The organism is Psychroflexus curvus (genome assembly GCF_020164585.1).
Lineage (GTDB): Bacteria > Bacteroidota > Bacteroidia > Flavobacteriales > Flavobacteriaceae > Psychroflexus > Psychroflexus curvus.
The window spans coordinates 1-23837 of the sequence record NZ_JAIQZF010000005.1 but is presented as its reverse complement, the minus strand read 5'-3'; the positions used below and the strand labels follow the sequence as shown (position 1 = coordinate 23837).

The window sequence follows — 23837 nt, the reverse complement described above, 5'->3', positions numbered from 1 at the left end:
AGTCTAAAAATAACACGTATCTTTGATTTATCAAAACGAATAAAGATGTATTATTACTATTCCAGAATCTCAACTCTCACTCAGAACTCAAGTCGCCAAATTGCAAATTTCAAAATGCATGGTGAATTTATAGCTGAAAATCTATTTGTAGACAAAGTCCAAGGCAATGTTCCATTTCTAGAACGTCCAGAAGCTTCAAAATTATTTGATATTGTAACAAGTCTAGAAAAAAGTGACGTAACAATTGTGGTAGACAGTATTGACAGGCTAGGGAGAAACCTCATCGATGTGCTAAATACGATTGAGCGATTTACGGACAATGGTATTAATCTTAAATCAATCAAAGAAGGTTTTGAGACACTGGTTAACGGTGAAAAAAACCCGATTGCGATGGTAGTAGTATCTGTCATGGGGTCGATTGCCGAAATGGAGCGTAACCGTATTAAAGAACGCACTAGCGAAGGGATTAAAATTGCTCAGGCTAAAGGCAAATTTAAAGGCCGTAAGGTTGGTTCTGTTCAGTCTAGCACAAGATTGTTAGAACGTCACCCTAACATCGTTAAGAAACTAAATAAAGGTCTTACGGTTCGTGAAGTAGCAGAAATCGTAGGAAAGTCAACTACAACTGTAATGAAGGTGAGGAAGACTATGAAATTAAGCAAATAAAATTATACTTTTATTAAAGGATATAATTACATGACTTAAAATGTAATTATTTAAATATAAATGTTTCATGGGCCTTACTTCTAAATTAACAATTCCTTTTAACGCTATTTTTCCAGATGAGGAGCCTCTTGAAATTGAAGATTACTTTGAGGGTATCAATCGTGATACTCTTTTGAAGATGGGGTCTTTTTTTCTTGGATTTAAAGATGATGGTTCAGATTACTCTCACCCATTTGATTTTATTCGGAAATTTTTTTCCCATGAAAACTCGGAGCTTGCACAACTAGTAAGAGAAAATTTAATTGAACATGTATCTGAAGAAAGATATAATGTAGAGGACTATTCATTTTCTTATGTGGTTAGTAGTTTGGCGTTTTTCGAAAAAGCCTTTGACTTGGCTGAAGAAGGTAAAACTACTTTAACTAATGCTGAAGTTGAGATTAACGTGTTTAAAGCCTTCTTGTTGTTAAATCAAATAAAAAATACCGATAGCGGTATATTGGTTTCAGAATCCACAAAAGATTGCACGCTAGAAAGAAAACCAGCAGCAATCTTGTTGTCCCTTCAACTTAATAATTTCGACTTTACTAACTATCGCACTGATAAGCTTATTGTTACACAACTAATTAGGGCTATTTCTTTATTTAAATTTTTAGAGTCAAAGGATTCGTGTGCTTTACTATTAAACTCATTTTATGCATTTTACGGTGTTGATGATTATAAAGAATATTTAAGGAGATTATTACCATTATCTATTTCGATAGTCAAACGTTATAAAGAGGGGCATACAGATATTGAACTAAATGACGACGAACATTTAGAATCTAATGTTGCTTTTTTAGATAAAATTTCTGCTGATGAAACTGTTATTTTGGAAGATGTCGACTTCAGAAAATTAAGAGCCAGCCCAATTTATAAACTTTCAGATTTCAAATACAGAATTATCAGTCCTCAATTTGTACTAGAGACTATTTTTAATGGGCTATATTGGAAGCTCAAGCATATTAATGATGGTCTTTCAGCTGGTGATAGAATAAGCAACTTCTTAGATTTTAAGACTTACGAATTTTCTGAAAAATATGTCCTTCACACATTATTACAAGAAATATTTGGGAGACGATTTTTTCAAAGAAACGGTACTGAATTAGATGAGATTTGTGACGGTGCTCCAGATTATTATGTTAGAAATGGTAAAAGGATTTTCCTATTTGAGTCAAAAGATATTATGTTGAATGCGAATGTAAAGCAATCTTCGGATTATAATGAGATACAACATGAATTAAAGAAAAAGCTTTACAAAAAAGGTGATGGTACTCCCAAAGCAATTGTTCAATTAATAAATACTATCCGAAAGGCTCTTGCTAAAACTTTAGAATATGACAGTGGTTATAGCCCTCGAAGCGTTATCATTTTTCCTGTTTTGGTGTTGCATAACAGAATGTTCAATGTAGGCGGATTCAACAAAATTTTGAATTTTTGGTTTCAGGATGAGCTTCAGTGTTTAAGAGAGGAGGGTTTCGATACAAAAAATGTTATGCCACTCATAGTAGTTGATATTGATACTTTGATTTTTAATAAAAACGTATTTATTGACCGCAAATTAAAATTTAAAGATGTTCTTACTGAGTATGCGGATGATTACATCAATTTTACTGTTCAGGGTAGAAGGTATATAAATGAGGATGCTGCTATTCAGGCTAATAAAGATTCTTATGTACCATTTTCTTATTTACTTGACTCAAAGGTGGATAAAATGAATGTCAGAACCATAAAAGATGAACTGATGGAGAAAGGATATAGTCTTTTTGCATAACATGTCTTATTTAGATTATAAAATTTGCTACTTCTAAGAAATCATTTACTAGATTATTGTGGTTCGATATTTCTATATTTCCCGCTACTACATTAATACCAAGTAAATCAACGGATTGTTTACCACAATCCGTTTTTTTATGTCCATAAGTTTCTTACTTTTCCGAACCGTAAACGCTAGCGTAAACGATTTATCTATGAAATTAGACTATTCGGAACCCAAAATCTTCACTGGTGGTATTGATATTTCCAACTGGTCCAAACTCACAGCTGCTCAGAAAAAAGAAGCCTTAAGCAAAAGCTGGTTCGTCTACTATTCCTTTCGACATCCTGAAACCGGAAAGCTTAAAAAACAGCCTTTTATTAAAGCTGGTGCCAATAACTTTAAAACTAAGCGTGAGCGTTATGCTTTCCTTAGAACGATGAGAGAAGCCCTCTCAAAACTGTTAGAGTTTGGATTTAACCCCTATAAAGATAACAGTGACCTGGAAGCCAAGCTGTTTTCAGATAAAGAAGAGCCAACCGAAACGCCACCCAAACCAGAACCAAAATTACGACCTGCATCTCAGCCTGAGCCAAGTCCTGTTCCTGCTGAACCTGAGGAAGACGTCATGAGCATTGACGAAGCTTTTAAGTTTGGTCTGTCTATGAAAGAACATATGATGAATAAAAACTCATACGTTCAATACAAAAGTAGAATTGGTCTTTTTGAAAAGTGGCTTCGAAACGAAAAGCTATTCGATAAGCCGATTACCAGCATTACCAAAAAGACCGTTAATGAATATCTAAACAGTATAGTGCAAAAAACCAGTGCCAGAAACCGAAATAATTCAAGGACAGATATCGCTTCCTTATTTCAATTGCTGGAAGAAAATGAAATCGTTAACTCTAATTTCGTACAATCCATTCCGAAATTAAAGACGGTTCCCAAGCGAAATAAGACCTACACACCAGATCAGGAAAAGAAAATCAACACTCATCTGGAGAAACATGATCCAACTTTACATCTGTTTATCAAGTTTATCAGTCTTAATTTTCTTAGACCTATTGAAGTTTGCAGACTAAGAATTAAAGACGTCGATTTAAAAGATAAAAAGCTTTACGTCAAGGCTAAAAACCAGCCGGTAAAAATCAAAATTATTCCTGATATTCTTATCCAGGATATACCAGATCTATCCAAATTCCCTGGCGATGCTTTACTGTTTGGTCGCTTTGGTATTGGAGAAGCATGGAATGCTACGGAAACCAACAGGAGAACCGAATTTTCTAAACGTTTTAAAGAGGTGAAAGATCATTTTGGGCTGGGCGAGGAGTTTGGATTATATAGTTTTAGACACACATTCATTACCAAATTATACAGAAAGCTTAGAGAGCAAAACTCACCGAATGAAACCAAAAGTAAACTCATGCTCATTACAGGTCATTCTACCATGGCCGCCCTCGAAAAGTATTTAAGGGATATCGATGCTGAACTGCCTGAGGATTATTCAAATCTGCTTAAGTAATTTTTAATTCCAGTATTTGAAGATTCCCGACTAATAAAAATCACTCAAGCTGAGTGGTTTTTTATTATTTGTAATTTACATTTTTATTTTTGAGGTGTGGAACTACTGACTATATCTCTATACAGTTTCCAATCCCCGTCAACTTTTTTCCAAATTGTAGAATAAGTCCCAGCATCTACCTCCATTCCTTCTTTATTGAACATCTGATAAGTACCTATTTCATATCCAGTGTCCCCAAAGCTTTCCACTTCTTTTGTCATGGGTCTAATTGAAATTCCTTGTTCTATCATCATTGCATGAGCGTTTGCGATAGCCTTTCGTCCCTCCAGGGCTTTTAATCCAGGAAGCTTAAGCATGGCGTCTTCGCTAAAATGAGTAGCTAATAATTCTGGATTAGAATTGGCCATGGCCTCACCCATTTTTTGAAAATTCATCTGAATAGCCTGTTTGAAATCTTCAGAGGATTGAGCAAAGGTTGACATTGATGAAAACATAATAAATAGCATTAAAAGTGTCTCTTTTTTCATGGTATTGTAATTTAAGTCATTATAAATTGATTAAAACTTAAATAAATATATAAAAAAAAGAAGAAAATTCAAAATTTCTATAGATCAACTTAAAATATAGAGTTAAGCCATCCACAACATGCATTGCAGAATTATTCTGATACAAATATTCTCATTAAATCTCCAATGATAAGTTAAGTAAACAGCATTAAACAATATAATCCTGCACTAAAGTGCAGTAAACCTCTGTAAGTCTCTGCATCCTAAAGCCTACGTATTTATTCTCTCTAATTTCGCGATTAGGTATGGATGCAAATACAGCTTATCAGGTCGCGAAAGCACTCCCAAGGGAAGGGCAGGAGCAGTTATTTGAGATGCTTAAAAAAGATTTGTATTCCATCAACCCCAAAAAGAAAAAAAGCAGAACCGTTCTTACCGAAGAAGATGCTATGGAGTATTTACTGAATAAGGTTTTCAACAAGAAAGCTCATTAATCTGCTGATTAAACGTAAAACTAACGTAAAATTTACGCACAATGGAGAATTATCATTACACCTGTCACTACTGTAAAAAGGAGTTTATTCCCAAAAGAAGGAAAGCACAAAAGTTTTGTTCTACATCCTGCAGAGTGAGAAGTCATCAACTCAGTCAGAAATTCAAAAAGCCTGCAAAGTTTAATACTGAAAAAACAAAAATAGACCAGGTCAGTGTAGCGGGAGTGGCTAATGCCGCCATCGGAACCACTGCCGCAGATTTAGTCAAAAACCTGCTTACGCCAGAACAAAACAAGTCAGCCACCAAAGCAGATTTAAAACGGCTGGAAGAAATGCTCCAGCGCTACCATAAAGTTGGCAATATAAAAAACCTTGGCGATGGCAGAGCGCCTTATTATGATATGCAATTGAAGATGGTAGTTTATCGGTGAGGTGGTGTTTATGAAAAAGATAATAGTCCCCTTTTACCCTCATTCTGAATTAAATGGATGATTTTCTCAACAACCGATTTCAGAAGTAGAGGTAATTAAGTATGGTTAATTCTGGTTGAAGCTATTCTTTATCAAGGATGGAGTTCATGTCCTTTTCATATTGGGCATATTCCTCCCATTCAAGTAGGTCTATTATTTTTTTTGCTTTGTTTGAAGTTGGGTGCAATGTTAAATCGAAATCTTTACCATACTTGTCTTTTAATTTATCAAAGCAATCCTTAACTTTCTTAGGAGGCTTTCCTTCTTCACAATGAATAGCCTGATTTCTTCCCTGCCAAATAATATTTTTTAATGATTCAGTTCCAATTTCCCTTCCATTTGGGCAATTTTCTAGATTTCCATGAATTGTAGAAATACCTTGTTTAGCTATCTGTAAAAGGCCCATACTTAGAGAATTAACTGAATCTTTTTTAGCAGTAAAAGATTCTCTTATTCTCTGAAGCTCTAATTTTTTATCTTTTAACTTGACCTCTTTTGCATACTTCACCATCTTTATAAATTTATCCTGCACTTGTATATCGTCAAAACCCTCATTCATATCAGAGTTAGCAAAATCTTTGGATAGATAGTTGAATCTTCGTTCTAATTTAGTATAAGTTAGAAGCATTTCTATAATTAATTTTTCTTCCTTATGTATTACCTCTATTAGGGTTTCAGAAGCAAATTTTGTATCTATTAAGTACTGGTTCATTTTTCAAATAATATAGATGACGGTTAAGAAATTAGGTGTTTCTGTAGTTAAGTAATAAACCTACTCCAAAATCCACCAGGCTTTTTAAAAGCAGGCGAGATCAAGCAATTATTTACAGCTATACTGTGTGCAGTTATTTTTAGTTTTTTAATAATAACTCGTTACTAAAGCTTTTGTGTATTTCAGTTACTAAATTTATCAAATTATCTAGTTCAGATTGTTTTTGGTCTAATTCTTTTAATTTTTCAAATGGAATCTCAATGTGTACGTTATATCCAAAGGAAATATCAAATTGATTTTTTCCTGAATTTATTACTGATCTTTCCCAATCACATTGCTTTTTCCATTCGTAATCGAGACTTTCATCAAATAATGAGCATAGTTGTTCCCATTGATACCCCCTTTTCTTTCTGCCTGTATATTTATGGAAATTTTCTTTTGTGTAAAGTGGCTTTTTTAAATTATTTTCTGAAAACCAAAGCCCTTGAAAATATTTCTGAAAACTCGTCAATTTAACGTGATAACTATATTTAGTAGAGTATTCATTGCCTAATATATTTAGCTTTTCACTAAATCCTGGAGTGCTTTCAAAAAGTGAATAACCTTGACCTTTCGTGTTTCCTGGATATATACTTACAATTAAATCTCCTTTATCATTAACGCTGAATATAATTTCTTTCGCCCAATTTCTATAAAATTCAAGTCCTATTCTATCATTATAATTCAATTTGCTGATTTCGGTTGTTTTCGCAACTTCTTCAATTGCTGATTCAAGTCTTCTTAAAATTGCACGTTTGTTTGTTGGTTGTAATGAGGAAATTGCGGGTTCTGGTAACCATCTAAAATTATGTTGTTTTACTAAAGAGATAAAGTCTGATAGAAATCTATTTTGGCCATTCATAGTTTTCTCAAAACTTGAAACTTTTACTGCAATGGCCATTAATTTTGGCCAGTTGAAGTCAAAAGCTGTTATAATCTCGCCATAGTTTATTTCATTAAACTCTTTCGCTTCATTATCTACTTTTGCTATGTTTAAAATCTGGTTATAAAGTTGAGCAGTACAATTAACATTATCTCTTTTTGCTTCAAAAACAAGGACTATATTATTAATCTGAATTACTAAATCGCATATTGGATCATAATTTCTATCATAATCTTGAGTCCAAAAATCAGCCATTTCAGATTCACTCAATGATATAGCAAAAATATGGTCGAAGTTAGTTATTTGACTTGCTCTCTGCTGAATATTTATATTTACCCTAGTTTCATTTTCTAAAGACTCAAAAAGTTGATTATAAAAATTGGTTCCTTTCAGAATTTCTTTAAAAATTTCATGAAAAAAAAGCGAGTCTTCTTGTAATGATATTGCTAAAGCTCTGGTCAAATCATTTTCTAATTGGTATGACCGATTTTTGTTTGTATACGATTTGAAAATATTTAGATGACTGTTCATTGTTTTTATTAATTTAATTATGGTTTAATTACACACAACTCGTTATGTGATGATGTGAATATGGGTTTAGTTGAGTTATTTTCTGTTGAAACTGAATTTATAATATTAACCTTCCTGTCTTAACAGGATTTCTCATAAAAAATTGGATTTCTAAACTAATGCCACTCTGTTATTAAATCTGATTCAAATTTACTTACCTTGTCTATCATTTTAAGATAGACCTATAAATTTCTTTGACTATGGCCGCAAACCTGAATAACAAACTCAAGCGATTATATATCTTGGTTAATAGATTAAATCAACGTGCATCCACACGAAATGAACTTTTGAACTTACTCGATGAACACGAGTTGTCCATAGGAGAAGCTACATTTGAGCGCGACAAAAAAACCTTGAAGGAGGATTTTGGAATTGAATTAATTTATGACGCCTCAGACAAAACTTACTCAATTGACACCATAGATCAGGATGAGGTTGCTCAGCTCATTCAGTTCTTACAATTTCATCAACTTTCAGATTCGCTGGGTGGAAATGTTTTACAAGGAAAATCTTCACTGGATTTTATTGACTTCGACAGTGAGTACCAGCTTAATGGAATCGAGTATTTAGATCGCTTGTTCCTGGCAACTAAAAATCACCAGATTATTGAAATAGAACACCGAAAGTTTGATACCTCCAAAGCTATCACCTATACCATGAAACCTTATTTGCTGAAGCAGTACCAGGGTCGTTGGTATATAGTAGGAGAGGTTGGGAAAAATAAAGTACGAACCTTGGGAATAGATCGTATAGAAGCTTTGTCACTCAAGCAAGATAAATTTGTGCCTAAGGACTATAATCTCAAAGAGAAGTTCATGGGATGCGTGGGTGTTTCACATATCGATAATAAAAAAGAACTTATTTTGATTGCATTTGATAATTCCCAAGGAGAATTTTTAGAAAACCTGCCTCTTCATCAAAGTCAGAAACTAATTAAGTCTACAAGTACTCATGTGGTTTATGGATATTCAGTTGTCATCAATTTTGAGCTACGACAACAAATATTAAAATACGGTGCAATGGCTAAAGTTTTAGAGCCACTAAGCCTCGCTGAGGACATTAAAACCAACCTTAAAAAAGCATACGAAGCATATTAGTGCCGAAGTCTATCATTAATTGATAGACCTGGTAGTGTTCTTTGTTTAAAATTTAAAAACAATGAATATTAATTCCTTTTTTGAACTGAATAAGTTAACCAAACAATTATCCTATTGTTTTGAGGACATAGATCCAGGCTTAGTGGACCATGAATTTTTTACAAAGGAAGTTAATCTGGCCTTACAAAAATCAACTACTGCTGAGGATTTCTTTAGAAAAATAGTCAAACTACTTAAACAGCAACAAGACCAAAATTTAGTCGACTCGCGGTCTGCAATCAACAGGGCTATTAAAGACATAACCACTGGCATTACTAATACTCGTGTTAGACGAAGTGATACTGAACTAGAAGCTAAGCTAAGCATAAGTGATAAGTCCTGGGTTTTTGATGAGGGTCAGCTTTTTCTTTTGTGTACTAATGGACAGTATAGTTCTGAAATCTATCAGCATCTTTTAATGGATCTGGCGGTTGATCAAAAAATCAACCTGCTCAGTTTTATTGAACAGGCTAAGCATGACCTTATTTTAGAAAACTTAATCTCAAGTATTAAGGAGTCCGATCGTGAACAGGCCTTACAATTCAACACAAGGCTGGTCCAACTAAAAAATTGCCGTTCTTATGTTGAAGAGCGAATCCATTATAACGCTTCACAGTTTGAAGAACATTTATCCTATTTATGTAAAAAGTACAAACTGCATGTGGTTTATCTGGATGACATTTCAATTTTACAAACAATTGCAAGCCGCGAAATTTCTAAAAAAGACCAACTGCTACAGATTGGAGAATTTTTACTTCGCCTGGCCAATAAACTCCACATCGGTATCATTATTAAATATCAGCATGAGTTTTCAGATGTCAGGTTACTCAAGGAAGAGATTGGAGGTCTTATAAATTATACTTCACATGCTTTACAATTCATTAAAACACTAAGCCAGGAAGCATTTAAAATGGCTTTTTTTGATCTCATTGACCTGAAAGCATATCCGCAGAAAGTATTAGACGCTTACTTCAATACAAATAAAGGTTTAATCCTAAAATCATCTAACGAGCAATGAATTACAAAGAGATAGAACATAAACAGCAGATACTAAATCAAATAAAAGAGCAGCTTAAGCAAGAGTTTTACGGTATTGACCAGGTCATTGATCAGGTTGTTGATACAATACAACCTTGGTTTTTATTTAACGGTGCTCAAACGCATCCGTTAATCATAAATTTATGGGGATTAACAGGAACAGGAAAAAAAACTTTGGTGAAACGTTTGGTCGAATTGCTTGAAAAAAAGCAAGCTTTTTTTCGGTTTGAAATGAATAACCAAAAGGATAAGGACATCGACAGACAACTTACCAATGCTTTGGAAATGTACGAAGCTGAAGATTATATCATTTGTTTAGATGAGTTTCAATACATAAGAACACTAGACGATAATGGCAATGAAAAAGATGCTGAAATGAGCTTTAATCTCTGGGACTTTTTAGATACTGGTGAGTTTGATGCGAGTGTTACCTATAGAGATTTTAATAACTATTTGAAATGGTATAATGCATTAAAGGTGTGGATAGATCATGGGTTCAAACTCAGTGATGGTTATATCTACTATGATGAACAACCTAAACAGTTAATGCAATATTTACGTAAGTTTTATAAAGATTTCGACAGCAAATCCTATGAATATGTAGATCGTGTAGAACGCCATCACCTTTTTAGGTTATTTCCAGACTGTTTTGAAAATATATTAGATTTTGAAACTTTTTATTTTGATGCGAATGAACATGAGTTATTGCAACTGATTTACGAAGCCTCCAGACGCAAGCGTAAAACTGAAAAAGGGGACATGAGCAAGTCCCTCATTTTTGTCCTGGGTAATCTCGATGAGGCTTATCATATGAGCAGTGATTTTAATCCTGATCTTAGCGCAGATGCATTTTATAAACGCTCTTTGAAAATTAAAGTTCCACAAATAAAAGAAGCCTTAAAAAAACGATTTAGGAATGAGCAAATTGCTCGTTTAGGCAACAACCATATCATTTATCCTGCTTTAAATAAATCAGCTTATGAAGGTATTATAGGAAGCCATCTGAAGCTGTTGTCAGAACAGTTTAAATCAAATTACGAGATTGACCTTGAATTTGAATCTCAAGTCAATGACATGCTTTATAACAACGGTGTATTTCCAACCCAGGGCGTGAGACCGCTTAAAAGCAGTTTAAAGACGGCCATAGATGCCAGCTTAGGACAGATCTTAAGTCACTTAGCCTTAGCTGAAATAAAAGCAGATAGAATCAAAGTGAACTACAGCGCAGGCTTTTTAAACATCATTTATTTTCACAAGAACAGTAGAGTAGGGCACCTTGATATAGCCGTTGAAACAAGCCTGGACACAATCAGGCAATCGGTTAACGAAAACTCGAAAGCTTGCACAGCAGTGCACGAAGCTGGACATGCTATCATCAGTATAGCACTGCTCAATGAAATACCAACCCAACTAACTGCTACTACCGCCAATAGTGAAAGTGAGGGTTTTGCCTCCTTTGACGATCTTAGCGAAGTCTTGACTAAAAAAGATTTACTAAACTATACAGCGCGATTTTTGGCTGGGATAGAAGCAGAGCGTCTGGTTTTTGGTGAAGATTTAATTTCTATGGGCTCCAGATCGGATTTAAAAAATGCCACAAAATTGCTCTTAACTGCTATTTCTGAAAATGGTTTTGGATCCAAATTAGGTTTCTATGCTATGAAAACAGTACAGAATAAGAACTGCCTATCTGAGGCTCTTCCCGATATAGAACAGGAAGTTGAAACTTTATTGGTGGAGGCTCAAAAACTAACAAAGAAAGTCTTAAGAGATGAAAAAACTTTGCTTTTAAAAATAGCTCATCAGCTTACAAAACAGAATAATTTGGATGCCTCAGCTATTAAACTTTTAGTAACTACTTATGCTCAAACTAGAAGTCTAACGACTATTGAAGAAACATCGATACAGCATCCACATCTTGATAGTCTGAATCATCAGCTTGCTCAAATTCCATCTCCAGATTTGCCAGTTGATGAACGTTTAATTAAAAACTTAGATAGATTTTTAGAAGCTAATTGATGAAAAATTTTATGAATTATATTTAATTTAGAAATATCTAGTTGATAAAGATTTAATTTACAGCTTATATTTTTTTCAATTATTATGAATCTTTAATTCCTTTTATTTTTCCCTCAACTTCCTCAGCTATAGTAATCATTTCATCAATCTTATTCAAAAAATAATTATTGACTTGATTTTTGTAATCTTTATCAAATTGATATTTTTTTAAATGATTTAAGTCCTCCCAATTGCTGTACTCGAGCCCTTTTTTAAAAACCCACCTACTATTAGATCCACCATTGAATTGTTTACAAGCATTAATTAGACTAATATAAGGTTCTTTAGATTTTGAAAAATCTTTACAGCTAAATCCATACCCGAATTTTATTTTTTGACTAGAGTGAAAAAAGCTGAATGATATTTTAATATTATGGTTTTTTAAAAATTGATTTTGTAACTCAAAACTATCATGATGAGTTTTAAGTTTAAAATTATTCACAAAATCAAAACCTTCATATTTTAAATTAATTTCCTCATTTAAGTTTTTGACAAAAGTCTTCATTATTTCAAACTTAACTTCTTTGTTTACTTTTTGTAGGTTTTCAAAAGCATCCAAATTTTGTTCATTATTTAATAGTAATCCTACAATTTCTTTTTCCATATTTTTAGATCTACTTTGTTGAGTTAATTTTTTTATTAAAAATAAATATTGTCTTAAACTTTCTCTTATTATTGGCTTAGTTGCAGAGGCTTTAATGCATTTCTCTATCCATTCAGAAATTTCGTTTTCATAAGAAATTATAAAGTAATCTTCGTCTTTTTTTAAATTTCCAACTGAGTTTTTAGCTGGTTGATTGTCTTGAAATAGACTCAAATAAAAAATAGGGACATCTGGATAAGCCTGGCTATATCTTAACAACTGCTTGTATTGATCTTGTGCCCAAATTTTATTTTCAATTATAAAACCGCATCTATTATCGGTTACTATTAAATCAATACTTCCACCAACTTCATCCTTAAAATCTACTTTACCTATATAAGCTTCGGTTTTACATTTAGCATTATTTAAATCAATAGATATTATTGACTCGAATTTATTGCGATGCTTAAGTTCATCTTCTTCAAATTTTTCAACTAATGTTTCAATAAAAAGATTTAAATATATTGAGTCTTGGTCATGGCTACCCTTTGGGTTTAAAAGATTACCTATGAATCTGGAATGTGATAATTCGTCTTCTGACTTTCTCAAAATCGAAAATAAATTAAATTTCTCCCCTGTTATTTTTTCAATTTCGTGATACTTTTGGAGAATAGAATTTGTTTTTTCAATTAAATTCTTACAATATGTTGATACCATTATTTTTAATTTAGCTAATTGAGTATTTAATTATTATTCACTTATTAAAACATCCTAATTTCCTTTTTATCACTTCCCAATCTTCTTTTCTATTTTTAATTAATCTTTTGTTAGACGTGTGTAGAAATTCAGAATAATCAAAAATGATGAGGTTAATTCTATTTTTAGGTAATTCGGTTTGTCTCAATTGGTCATACTTTTTGCGTTGCTCTCCTCTAGATATTCCCGAGGATGTAATGCGTTTGTCAAAAAAATTGACTCTCTCTGTATGTTGTCGTTCATAATATTCTACGACTAAATTTAAACTCGAATAATATGCATCCACAGGGAGTTTGACGCCTGTATCACCTCTTAAAAAATCAAAACGATGTTGTCTTGAACTTTGTAATCCTAAAACTTCATCACAAAGATCTATTATGTAATCTTCATCGCTTTGCTTGTTGCTTTTTGGTTTTAGTTTTGAGACTTTAGTATTAGTTGGTTTTGATGTGAACAGGCTTTCTCCAATTATAACAACAACAGATCTAAAATCATTAACTGTATAGCCTCCACCTAAACCAAAATCTGAAGCATAAAACCCCAGCTTTCTTATGTGGCGACGTACACTTTTTTGTTCAGAACTGCTGGCCATTACTTTCTTAGAAATTAATCGCTCTATTTCCTCAACTTCTGCTTTCGAAAACTGACGTTTACCTTTCATAAATTCACTAAAAAAATTAAATCTACATAAACATTCTTTAGCCTTCAACGAAAATAATTACTAATGACATGATACGTCTTAAATGATTTTTCTCTATTTATATATCATCTCCTGGCATAGCCAAGCGATCTCAATGATTTAAAAACTCATGTAAAATTTTAATTCAACTCCTCCGGCAAGCCAATCAGTACATTCTGCAGTTTTTTATACCTGTGGGCGTTAGGCTTGGTTTGGATTTCCTCCAGGAGCAAAGGCTTTAAGTCGATGAGCAGTTGTGCTGACTGTGGTTTCAGGTAGAGGCTTTCAAGTTTGTAAGCGTTAGATAGGTTGATTAGCAGCCTGACACGTAGCTCTTCAGAGAGGTGTTTCAGGATGTCGAAGCCAACTTTAGTTAACAGGCTGTAATTATTTTTTAAGGCGAGGTTGTTGTGATCTCCAAACAAAAAAGACAGAATCATTTTTTGCTTCAGTTCATATTGATATTTCAGAGGTTGGATAAATTCTTCCAGTGCTTCTTATTTAAATTTCCATTTGTATCCATAGGCCGTTTTCTTTCTTCCATTGATGCATGCAGAAATGTTAGAACGTGAACCATTTACTGCTTCTGCAGCTTCTGCTATACTTTCATATGTTTTGAGTACTTCATTTTTTTCTTTATCCAACATAATTATAGCTTTTGGCATATTGTTAGCTTTTGGAATAGATTCGATTCTGGGTATTTTTCCATTTTTTATGTATGCCCAAATGTAGCCACCAGAAGATTTTCTTTTTCCATTAATAACTGATATTATATTACCTGTCGAACAATTTGTCTCTTTAGAAGCCTCAGTAGGGTTTTTGTGTGTTTTAATGTATTCACCGTCTAAAGAATATTGGGCTACATTCTTTGAGTATACTTTACGACTTGCAAGTTCCATAGGGATTTTAGGTAAATCCTTTTTATAGTCATTTTTATACAACCATTTAAATCCAAAAGCAGTATTTCTTTTTCCATTACAAACATCCGAAATGTGACTTTTTTTACGATTGAAAAAATTTTGGGCATGAGTGATGCTAGGAAATTCATTTACGAAATTTTTTCCATCTGAACTTATTTGAACAACAGGGATTGAGAATTTTTGGATTGGTATTTCAAATGATTCAACTGTCTTGGGAATTTCTTGATGTTTGTTGAATTGTATGAAGAAATAAGAGGTGTCTTTTATTTTTGCACCCCTATTCATTGAAGCGCGAATACTTCCTTCAGAATGCCCTGTTTTTCTTTCTGCATCTAACATGCTTTTGTAAGAATTAATTAAATTACCCTGTAGATCATATTGGCCTATGGGTAAGCCATTATTTTCGATAATATAGGACTCTATTTTATTTTGATAGTTCTTGGTTCTGAAGCGCCATTGGAAACTGCCAGCAGATTTCGTAAAACTATTTAAATTTTGACCGATTGCATTTGGGACTATGCCCACAGCTTTACTTGCCGCATTCAGACTCTTAAATTCCCTGATAAAATCGCCCTTAAGGTTATATTGTAAAATGGGTATTTTTCTAGCGTTGGTTGCTGCAGTTCTTGCTTCCGATATTGCCCTAGAAGATGGAGTGTAATCTCTTTTGTGATCAGGGCTAATCATTCCCACCATTGCCCAAAAAGCTAATCCAAGCTTCTTGTTTTTTGGAAAGGCTCTATTTAATAGCCAATGGCAGACAAAATGCTCTCGTGCTGTTAGATAAACTAGATTTGACTCTTGATTTACATTATCTATTCCATTTTCATTTAATAGATTTTCTCCAAAAATGCACTTTGGGATAATGTGATGAAGCTCCAAATAACCACTCCGCTCTTCTCTTTTTGCACTGCTGACTATCCTTTTATATGCTTTTAAATAATCCAAGATATCTGGTTATGTTTATATTTAAAGGGCTTGCATATGTTTTGTTGTTGGCAAACAAGCGTAATTAATTTAGCTTATTTTCTTTACTAATTAATATTCTCTTCTTTTTTTGTTTTCCACCATTTTCTCAATTCTATAAGTTTTGGTTCTCTGATATAACCTTCTTTACTTTACCAATGTCATCTTGTGATATGTTCCAATCAATGTTCAATATTTTCTTTTTTTAGCTGCCGCACAAATCATTATATCTTGATAAAAATACATGTTTATCTGAAACAGTTACGTTATAAATATATTTTTTTACCCCGTTGGCCTGTTTAGCAACCGTTAATTGAAAAACCTCTATTTGATACGTCGCTAATTTTACAACGCTAAATGAGAAAGCCGTTGATTTATCTTTTTTTATGTTGCAATTGTTTTTTAAAAGGTAAGCGTCCGCATTGCAAAAAAAATGTTTAGTATTTGTCGCAAATTTGTTGGTTATTATTTACAGCGGTGAGTAAAAAAGCCGTTGGTTTAACGTTGCTAGTCTTGCAACAGTTAATCTATATTTTTTGTGGAGGCGTTGCAATACAGTAGAGGAACCGTTGCAATCTTGTTGTGAACCGTTGGTTGCTGTTGCAACACCGTTGCAGATTTCGCAACAGAGAAATGAAAAGCCGTTGCAGAACTGTTGCAATGCCGTTGCATATTTTGCAACAGAGAATTGAAAAGCCGTTGATGTAAATTTCTACGCTTTATTTATCATAGAAAAATTCATGTATATCTATTAAATTGCCTCTAGCTATTTGTATAAGATTCATTGTTTCTTTTAAGTATATGCCAAACGAACGCTCATTATAGATGAACTTCATATCAGGAGAATAATTAGCAACCAAGTACATATCTCCCTCCAGTTTTAAAAAATCTATATTATCACCATTATTTACTTTTATTCTTTTGTTTACGACTTTCCCGTTTTTTAATGCTTCTCGGATAATATTATCATCATTTACATTAGATGCAAGTTTTGTGTAAGTAGCCATCATATTCAACCATTCTTCCTTATCAACCAAAAGCCATTTTATCTTATCGAAGTTGATCCCGTATTCACTAACCCATCCATAACTTGTAAAACCGAACAATACATGCTTTGCTCCAAATTTTGGCTCGTCTCCTTCTATTTCAAATTTTCGAATTTTATAACTGATAACCGAAGTTGAAGATAAGTCCTTCAGCTTTTTACCGTCAAAATCAAGTGTTTTCAAGGAGAATTTGTCAAATTCTGAATGATTTTTAAGCAGCCATTCAGTTGCAGTTAATTCGGCATGCTCTTTCATTTGTTCAACTGCAGCAATGCCTACTCCAATTGCCAAAAGACCTCCTGCAACGGCAGCTATTGCGCCTTCATCTTGTGCTTTACTGTTAAACGGAATGATGAATAGTGCTGAGATAATTAAAAGGATTGATTTTTTCATAATAGAGTTTTAGGATGAATTTTAAACTTACAACATTCTTGGATAAGAACTTTCAATATGCTGATGTTTAAGTTTACTAAAAAATCTGAGGCTCTCCAGGACGGATAAAATGATGGCCGTTGCAGATTTTGCAACGGTATAATGAAAAGCCGTTGATATAGGCTTTATTTGTCAATGGCATTTTTTAATTCCGAGTAGTTACATTCTATTGGGTTTAATTTTAAAAGTGAGTTGAGTCTTATTGTTTTTTGTTGAGGTAACTGATTTTCTAAAGTTTTAGTTTCCAACACGTAAAACGTCCATTGGTTTAAATCCATAGGATTTATAGTATTCTGTTCTCTGTGTTTTAAAAGACAGAACACATAAAAGTCAGTCCATCTTCTTTTTAAACCATCAAAACTAGGACTGTCTTTAGCTCCGATGGTTTCTGCAATTCCAAATGTTATATTGGAAAATTTTTTCTGTTCCCAGGTTTGAATATAAGCTGCGGATTTAATTTCTATTTTTTTCCCGGTATTGGTTATCAAGTCAAAATTGTCCCATTCTACTCTACCTTCAGATTCAATTTGAAGTGCTTTTTTAACAATAAACTCAGCTAAAATTCCACGGGTTCTGTTTTCAACCAAGTCGGATTGATTCCAGCTCCAAAAGTCAGACAAATTAAAATCTAGCTGTTGGTTATTGTGTTTAAAGGCTTCGTTCCCCGTTTTCTTTTCAACTATAATTTCGGATAAATTCATTGTTGGTTAGTTTGGTGTTTCATAATTTAAACGGTCAAGCAATTGCTGCTAGATGCTCAAATTTTTTTAGTGAGAATGACTTCTTTTTTAAGCATTCATATCAAAATCAGCTAATGTTAGCGCTATGTCATTAAATATTAAAAGACCAAAAAAACCTATTTTATATATCAAAACATATCATCAAGAAGTATATTAATTTTATTTCTTTATTGATCTTGCTTTTTCAGCCAGTTGGCAGTTTTTTCCATGCCTTCATCTAGATTCACTAAAGGTTTCCAGCCTAATAAATTTTCGGCCTTGGCTATTGGAAAGAATTTATTGCCTGTAGCCATTTCAATAAAGCCCTTGTCTATAGGGGTTTGAATTCCCGGAATTTTATTTGCAATAGCCATTATTTTAGCTATAAAAATTGGTATTCCTTTGGGTTCTTTTCCACATAATTTACCGTAGTAATTCATAAATGTTTTCCAGGTAGTGGTTTCAGAAGAAATATTAAAAGCTTCCCCGGCAGCCTTTGTGTTGGTTCCGGCCCGCACCAGAGCATCAATTACATCATCTAGGTAAACCGGGTTGAAATTTGACTCTCCATCCCCCAGATAAACAGGTTTGCCTGAACAAACATTATTGAACATAGTGGTAGTCCATATGCCATTGCCCGGGCCGTATACCATGGACGGACGAATGACAGTTAATTCAATTCCATATTTCTCCGCCTGCTCAAATGCAATCTTTTCACCTCGCGCTTTGGTTCGTGGATAAGAGGAAGTATGATCAAGAGCCAGAGGAGTAGCTTCGTCTACCACAGAAATATCCTCCATATCATAGACGCCGACCGTGCTGATATGAACCAAACGTTTAACCCCTGTTTCTGCCGCTGCTTTTACGAGCATCTTTACAGCCTTTATATTTACGAGTTCAGCCGTTTTAGCATCTGCTGAGAATGCAGCTGCGCAATTGAACACAATCTCTGTACCCTGCAAGATTTCTTTAAAATTAACCGGATTTGTAAGGTCTAATCTTTTAAGCTCGACATGGTGTTTTTTGAGAGCCTTGGCACGTTCAAGATGTCTGCCCACCCCAATGACCTGTGCATTTTCTTTAGTAGCCAAATGTTCTGATAGACGGGATCCAATAAAGCCTGTAGCTCCTGTAACCAAGACTCGTGTGTTAGATAAATTTAATGATTTCATGTTTGATTAATTTTAAAATATGAGTAGACGAACGTAATTGCTTAAGGCTTCAAAGCCTCAAGATGATCTTGTGCATGCTCATTTTGCGGATTCAGTACAAGTGAACGTTCATAATGTTTTCTGGCCATTTCTTTATTGCCTATTTTTAAATGAGTATCAGCCAACGCCTGGTGGGCATGATAGGAATCGGGATATAATTCAGCATTAATTTTAAGGACTTCTAAACCTTTTTGCAATTTATTATGATCCGTTTCGTCTGTAGCATTAGCATCATAAACCTGCCAACTTCCAATCCTGTCTAATAGCTTTTCCGGGGGTAAGAGAGTTATTGCAAGACGCTCTGAAACTTTTTGAAAATGAGGCAAAATGGATTCCGGACGTTCAGCAAACTGCCCGGGTACAGGTTCATAACCTTGAAAAATATGCTTCAAACCATCATAAATGGAAAAAGGTATTACGGAACCATGATTCTTATCCGGATACATTTGAAAGCGGAAATGAAGATTTTCTGCCTCTTTTGAACCTAAAAGATCTGCGAAATTGTTTATCGGTATGTCCATCTCTTTCCTGTCAGAATCTTCACGAGGTTGCTTTGCCAAAGCCAAAAAAACATTACCCTCTAAATTTTCTCCTTCTGACATTCGTTGTTCAAGCATTTTCAGAACTACCTGGTCATCCCACCAAAGACTAGGTTCACTAACAATAAATCCCTGAAAATTGTGTGTTTGTGACAGAAAAGCATGGGCAGTAAAAAGTCCGGCAATAGAGTTTCCAAAGAGAACGCGGTAAGGCTTGGTCCTGTAGGTGGAATCAATGTGAGGTAGCAGCTCATCACTAAGAAATGCCAGAAATTTATCTGCTCTTCCTGATTTGCTTAGCAGTTCGATTTCTCTCCCATCCCAAAGCGTGTTGTTTTGGGTGGGGGTTAGATAATCGTGATATTCGTCCCAGCTTAGAGGAATATCAATGACGATCATCTCAGGAATTATAGTTTCCGAACTCATTAGCTCCATAAACGTTTTACCAACGACTCCGCCATCTGGAATCATAAAAAACACAGGATAAGAACCAGGCGTGTAGGTTTCATTATTATAAGATTGAGGTAGGAATACGGAATATGGACGGTCTTCTCCCAGAATAGAAGAAGTTATTTTATGCTTTTCGCCCAAAACAATTGCCGGTTCAGCTTTTGCGGAATCCTGCTCGACCGATTGTGCCTTCATAGCAGAAGTCAGGAACAGAATTGTAAAGAAGAAAAAAGTTCTGAATAAAAATTTATCAGACCGGACAGGAAATATGGATAGGTTTCTCATAATAGATGTTTTGTTTATTTCAGGTTTTAATCATTTTTAAGGCTCTCCAGCAGCCGTTAATACCGTAAAGGGAAATGGTCTAAAGTCGCCAGATCAATCCTCATCATTATATTTCATCTCATCATGCGTCCACACCTTTCCTCCACGCACCACCAGTTCAATACTGCGAATGTTGGAGATATCCTCCAGCGGGTTCTTTTCAAGTACAACCATATCAGCGACCTTGCCTGCTTCCAGAGTGCCGAATTCATCGAGTCTTCCCATTGCCTTTGCACCGTTACGGGTGGAGGCGACAAGGACTTCCATAGGAGTTAAACCTGCACTAGCCATAGTTTCCATCTCCGTATGAAGTGAAGGGCCATGTGGGAGGAGTAGATTTCCTGCATCAGTACCAGCGGCAACAGTTATTCCCGCGTCATGAATACGCTTGAGATTACTTGAATGCGTTTTATAACTTGTTTCAAAAGTTTCACGAAACTTCTCAAACTCCCATTTTTTGGGTGGCAAAGAATCAATAAGGCTTAGCCTACTTCTCGTTTTTGGATCAACACAATCGAGCGGAATCTTCTGCTCAGGAAAACTTATCTTAGAATATCCCGAACCCGCAGAAGAGCCTGCAGCCAAAAGAACTTGTGTATACCCCATTGCTGTAATATAAACAGCGTCATTTTTAAGTGCCAGCTCGAGAAACTCCTCGTCGACCAACGTATCGCTGACGGGGTGAAGAAGCACAGATGCGTTGCCTTCCCGTAGCGCATCCTTAGCGGACTCCAGAGTGTGTCCATGTGCAATGACAGGTAAGTCTGCTTTTTTAGCTTCTTCAGCCACGACCTGTAATAATTTGCGGGTTTTTTCCCGATCTTCAGGAATTTCAAGACCCCAAACCTTTACTGCATCACTATCCAGCCAAGAAAGCATCCTTACTCCAAATCGTGCCGCCTCCTCACTATCCATGTGTACGTTCAGGCGACGTACATCAGGTTCTTCAGATAAATTCGGAGTTGTAGTCAAAAGTGGACCTGCAGCGACAATATGTGGTGCCGCAGTAGAGCCTTCAGCATCATCACGTAGGTCAAGTGTCCAGATTGGACCACCGGTATCGAACACCGCCGTTATTCCCGAACACAGATAGCTACGATGGAAACGCTCCGGATCATTTCGATTCGGACGTGGATCTGCAGATCCATCGCCATCGTAATGCACGTGAGCATCTACCAGTCCGGGAATAATGTACTTCCCTTTGACATCGATTATTTTGGCGCCTTTGGGTGTCTCACATTTGCCTACACAGGTAATTTTTTTATCTACGATCACCACTGTGGCATTTTCAAGCGGATCTATGCCTGTGCCGTCAATTACTGTTGCATTTATAAATGCTGTTACAGTTTCGGGATCATTTGAGTTTTGGGCTATACTGTTTCCGATGGAAATCAGAAAAATTAAAAGGGAAACTAATACTGATTTCATACTATTTTGGTTTAAGTAATTAAGTGGTTTCATTAATAAAATGTTGATTCTACAGTCCCTGAATACCGGCGGCGTATGCTTTGCACAAATTTTCTTTTACGATAGCTGTTACCTATTCCTGTTTCTCAAACAGAATATCCTGAACCCGGCCCGCCGAAACAAGAAAACCTGTTATCTTCCCGTTTCTGTCTCGCTGAAACTGTACTTTCATCAAAGGATAAGCGCTTCCAAAGCCATCTTTTTCCGCAGGAGTCAAGGGCAAATCTTCCCGCCGGTGATGTCTGGTAATCAACTGGTTTTCCTCTAATACGATCTCATAGAAGGTTTCCACCTCCGGACTGAAATAGAGGCCCTCGAACTTTCTGATCGTTTGCTTATCGGGATTCCATTTGTTAATAAGTCGCAAAGACGTTTTCCAACCGCCATCTCCCTCCCATACAGCTTTTTTCGCTACTTCATCTACACCGGATTTAAAAATTATTTTGGCTCTCCCATCCTCTAGCCGGAATATGCTGTCCGAGATCGGAATCAGTGGGGTGGTTCTGGATGAGGAAACATCATTAAGAACCAGTCTGTCGTTGTTTAGTGATAGATGCAGTAACGCACCTACATCTTCAACCCGCCAGTAAGTATCTGAATACTGTTCCAATAGCGTCCGCTCCAACTTAATCCCTTCCTTCTCGTTATTTTGTATGCCGGCATTAGATGGCATCTCAATTTGCTCCATATACTCGCCTAGTAAAATTTCTGCGATTTCCATAGTGCGGCGAGTCAACTCGGCATTACTTCGATTGGAAAGAATAAAGATAGAAAACCCATGATTCGGAAAGCGTACAAAATTGGCACGGTAACCGGCATATGAGCCTCCATGGCCAACCATAGGCAACCCTCGATGGCTAAAGTGGGATAGACCCATGGCATAGCTTGTTGTATCACCACTTGTAAGAATGCCGCGTTTTAGCATCATATCGGCAACCCTGGCTCCCCCTACTTTTTGGCTATCGAAATTCTTTGCCCAGCGGGCCAAATCATTTACTGTAGTATATAGTCCTCCATCACCAATAACATCAAAACCAGGCATGCTAAGGCTGTACCCAGTTTCAGATTCGGAGTCAGGAGTATAGGCCAACGATCTGTTTTTGATGAGCATGGTGTGATCGTCACGGAATTTTGTTTGGCTCATCCCCAGAGGCTCAAAAATTTCTGATTGCGCAAAGTCTCGCAGAGATTGGCCGCTCACTCTTTTCACGAGGATCGAAAGCAGCACATATCCCGTGTTACTGTAAAGATATTGTGACCCGGGAGAAAAATTTAAATTCCTTTGATTCCTTACCAAATTTAGGAATTCCGATTCGGTGACGGGTCCATCCATTGGCCACCCTCTCAAATTTAAAAGACCGAAATAATCTCTAAGGCCGCTGGTGTGGTGAAGCAGGTGACGAATCTTGATGCTGGATCCGAAATCTGGTACCTCGGGAATCCAGGTCCGAATATCATCCTCCAGGGTTAGTTTACCCTTGTTAGCCAGCAGTGCGACTGCGAATGCTGTAAACTGTTTGGAAACCGACGCGGCGTAGAAGGCACTATGAGGGGTTATTATTAGGTCATGTTCCAAACTTGCCATTCCATAACCACGGGCAAAAACGAAATTTCCATCTTTAACTATGCCCACTGCAGAGCCCGGGGAGCGTATATTGTTGAATTCTGCAAAAACGCTGTCTATAGCTTTGACTATAGAGTCAGGAAGTTCTATCTGATCTAACCCTTGAGATACTGTGTAAAAACACAAGCAATCTTAAGTTTTTTTCATATTTTTATTCTTTAGGAAGTTATCTGACTATCCTGCGACGGGGCTACGGTCTCGTCTTTTTTTTGTCCAATCATAAGTTGGATCA

The 23837-nt window shown here is 35.4% G+C and carries 22 protein-coding genes; 8 read left to right on the top strand and 14 right to left on the bottom strand.

Features of this window, described 5'->3' with window-relative positions:
• Nucleotides 1-45 precede the first annotated feature (45 nt).
• The 3 genes from LB450_RS08510 to LB450_RS08500 all read left to right on the top strand — a co-directional run bounded on the left by LB450_RS08510 (nucleotide 46) and on the right by LB450_RS08500 (nucleotide 3983).
• Nucleotides 46-666 (top strand): recombinase family protein, encoded by a 621-nt coding sequence (locus LB450_RS08510; protein WP_224487496.1) that lies wholly within the window; start codon nucleotides 46-48, stop codon nucleotides 664-666.
• Nucleotides 667-733: 67 nt separating this feature from the next.
• Nucleotides 734-2479 (top strand): hypothetical protein, encoded by a 1746-nt coding sequence (locus LB450_RS08505; RefSeq protein WP_224487495.1) that lies wholly within the window; start codon nucleotides 734-736, stop codon nucleotides 2477-2479.
• A 196-nt stretch (nucleotides 2480-2675) separates the two neighbouring features.
• On the top strand, nucleotides 2676-3983 hold the full coding sequence (locus LB450_RS08500; protein ID WP_224487494.1) for a tyrosine-type recombinase/integrase: 1308 nt from the start codon (nucleotides 2676-2678) through the stop codon (nucleotides 3981-3983).
• Between the two features lie 83 nt (nucleotides 3984-4066).
• Here the strand turns inward: LB450_RS08500 and LB450_RS08495 are convergent, their stop codons facing one another.
• Nucleotides 4067-4510: a YybH family protein gene (locus LB450_RS08495; protein WP_224487493.1), complete on the bottom strand. Its 444-nt coding sequence runs from the start codon at nucleotides 4508-4510 to the stop codon at nucleotides 4067-4069.
• A gap of 284 nt (nucleotides 4511-4794) precedes the next feature.
• On the opposite strand from LB450_RS08495, the gene LB450_RS08490 reads away from it, so the two are divergent.
• Together LB450_RS08490 and LB450_RS08485 are read left to right on the top strand one after the other, a co-directional pair.
• Nucleotides 4795-4983, top strand: coding sequence for a hypothetical protein (locus LB450_RS08490; RefSeq protein WP_224487492.1), 189 nt, complete (start codon nucleotides 4795-4797; stop codon nucleotides 4981-4983).
• A 41-nt stretch (nucleotides 4984-5024) separates the two neighbouring features.
• Entirely contained in the window at nucleotides 5025-5414 is a 390-nt protein-coding gene (locus tag LB450_RS08485; RefSeq protein WP_224487491.1) for a hypothetical protein, read from the top strand.
• A gap of 121 nt (nucleotides 5415-5535) precedes the next feature.
• Here LB450_RS08485 and LB450_RS08480 read toward each other — a convergent pair whose 3' ends face one another.
• Nucleotides 5536-6165, bottom strand: coding sequence for a hypothetical protein (locus tag LB450_RS08480; RefSeq protein WP_224487490.1), 630 nt, complete (start codon nucleotides 6163-6165; stop codon nucleotides 5536-5538).
• A 139-nt stretch (nucleotides 6166-6304) separates the two neighbouring features.
• On the bottom strand, nucleotides 6305-7618 hold the full coding sequence (locus tag LB450_RS08475; protein ID WP_224487489.1) for a hypothetical protein: 1314 nt from the start codon (nucleotides 7616-7618) through the stop codon (nucleotides 6305-6307).
• Nucleotides 7619-7857: 239 nt separating this feature from the next.
• On the opposite strand from LB450_RS08475, the gene LB450_RS08470 reads away from it, so the two are divergent.
• From LB450_RS08470 to LB450_RS08460, 3 genes are all read left to right on the top strand, one after another.
• Entirely contained in the window at nucleotides 7858-8754 is an 897-nt protein-coding gene (locus LB450_RS08470) for a helix-turn-helix transcriptional regulator (RefSeq protein ID WP_224487488.1), read from the top strand.
• A gap of 61 nt (nucleotides 8755-8815) precedes the next feature.
• On the top strand, nucleotides 8816-9811 hold the full coding sequence (locus LB450_RS08465; protein WP_224487487.1) for a hypothetical protein: 996 nt from the start codon (nucleotides 8816-8818) through the stop codon (nucleotides 9809-9811).
• Nucleotides 9808-11850, top strand: a complete 2043-nt coding sequence (locus LB450_RS08460; RefSeq protein WP_224487486.1) for a hypothetical protein — start codon at nucleotides 9808-9810, stop codon at nucleotides 11848-11850. The genes LB450_RS08465 and LB450_RS08460 overlap by 4 nt, the downstream gene beginning before the upstream one ends.
• Nucleotides 11851-11932: 82 nt before the next feature.
• Here LB450_RS08460 and LB450_RS08455 read toward each other — a convergent pair whose 3' ends face one another.
• The 11 genes from LB450_RS08455 to LB450_RS08405 form a co-directional block, all read right to left on the bottom strand.
• Nucleotides 11933-13189 carry a PDDEXK-like family protein gene (locus LB450_RS08455; protein WP_224487485.1) on the bottom strand — a complete coding sequence of 419 codons (1257 nt, stop codon included), beginning with the start codon at nucleotides 13187-13189 and terminating at the stop codon, nucleotides 11933-11935.
• A 37-nt stretch (nucleotides 13190-13226) separates the two neighbouring features.
• Nucleotides 13227-13937, bottom strand: coding sequence for a hypothetical protein (locus LB450_RS08450; RefSeq protein ID WP_224487484.1), 711 nt, complete (start codon nucleotides 13935-13937; stop codon nucleotides 13227-13229).
• Between the two features lie 110 nt (nucleotides 13938-14047).
• Nucleotides 14048-14347, bottom strand: coding sequence for a hypothetical protein (locus tag LB450_RS08445; protein WP_224487483.1), 300 nt, complete (start codon nucleotides 14345-14347; stop codon nucleotides 14048-14050).
• 57 nt (nucleotides 14348-14404) lie between these two features.
• The gene (locus LB450_RS08440; RefSeq protein WP_224487482.1) at nucleotides 14405-15775 is read right to left on the bottom strand and encodes an NUMOD1 domain-containing DNA-binding protein; all 1371 of its coding nucleotides are present in this window, start codon (nucleotides 15773-15775) and stop codon (nucleotides 14405-14407) included.
• A gap of 540 nt (nucleotides 15776-16315) precedes the next feature.
• Complete coding sequence (locus LB450_RS08435; protein WP_224487481.1) at nucleotides 16316-16465, bottom strand: hypothetical protein; 150 nt, start codon at nucleotides 16463-16465, stop codon at nucleotides 16316-16318.
• Between the two features lie 47 nt (nucleotides 16466-16512).
• The gene (locus LB450_RS08430) at nucleotides 16513-17232 is read right to left on the bottom strand and encodes a hypothetical protein (RefSeq protein WP_224487480.1); all 720 of its coding nucleotides are present in this window, start codon (nucleotides 17230-17232) and stop codon (nucleotides 16513-16515) included.
• A 164-nt stretch (nucleotides 17233-17396) separates the two neighbouring features.
• Complete coding sequence (locus LB450_RS08425; protein WP_224487479.1) at nucleotides 17397-17972, bottom strand: hypothetical protein; 576 nt, start codon at nucleotides 17970-17972, stop codon at nucleotides 17397-17399.
• Nucleotides 17973-18178: 206 nt separating this feature from the next.
• A complete protein-coding gene (locus tag LB450_RS08420) occupies nucleotides 18179-19162 on the bottom strand; it encodes an NAD-dependent epimerase/dehydratase family protein (protein ID WP_224487478.1) in 984 nt (327 codons plus the stop codon).
• 41 nt (nucleotides 19163-19203) lie between these two features.
• Nucleotides 19204-20475, bottom strand: a complete 1272-nt coding sequence (locus LB450_RS08415; protein WP_224487477.1) for an alpha/beta hydrolase-fold protein — start codon at nucleotides 20473-20475, stop codon at nucleotides 19204-19206.
• Nucleotides 20476-20568: 93 nt separating this feature from the next.
• Complete coding sequence (locus LB450_RS08410) at nucleotides 20569-21942, bottom strand: amidohydrolase family protein (RefSeq protein WP_224487476.1); 1374 nt, start codon at nucleotides 21940-21942, stop codon at nucleotides 20569-20571.
• A 112-nt stretch (nucleotides 21943-22054) separates the two neighbouring features.
• Nucleotides 22055-23731 (bottom strand): serine hydrolase domain-containing protein, encoded by a 1677-nt coding sequence (locus tag LB450_RS08405; protein WP_224487475.1) that lies wholly within the window; start codon nucleotides 23729-23731, stop codon nucleotides 22055-22057.
• Nucleotides 23732-23837: the final 106 nt, after the last annotated feature.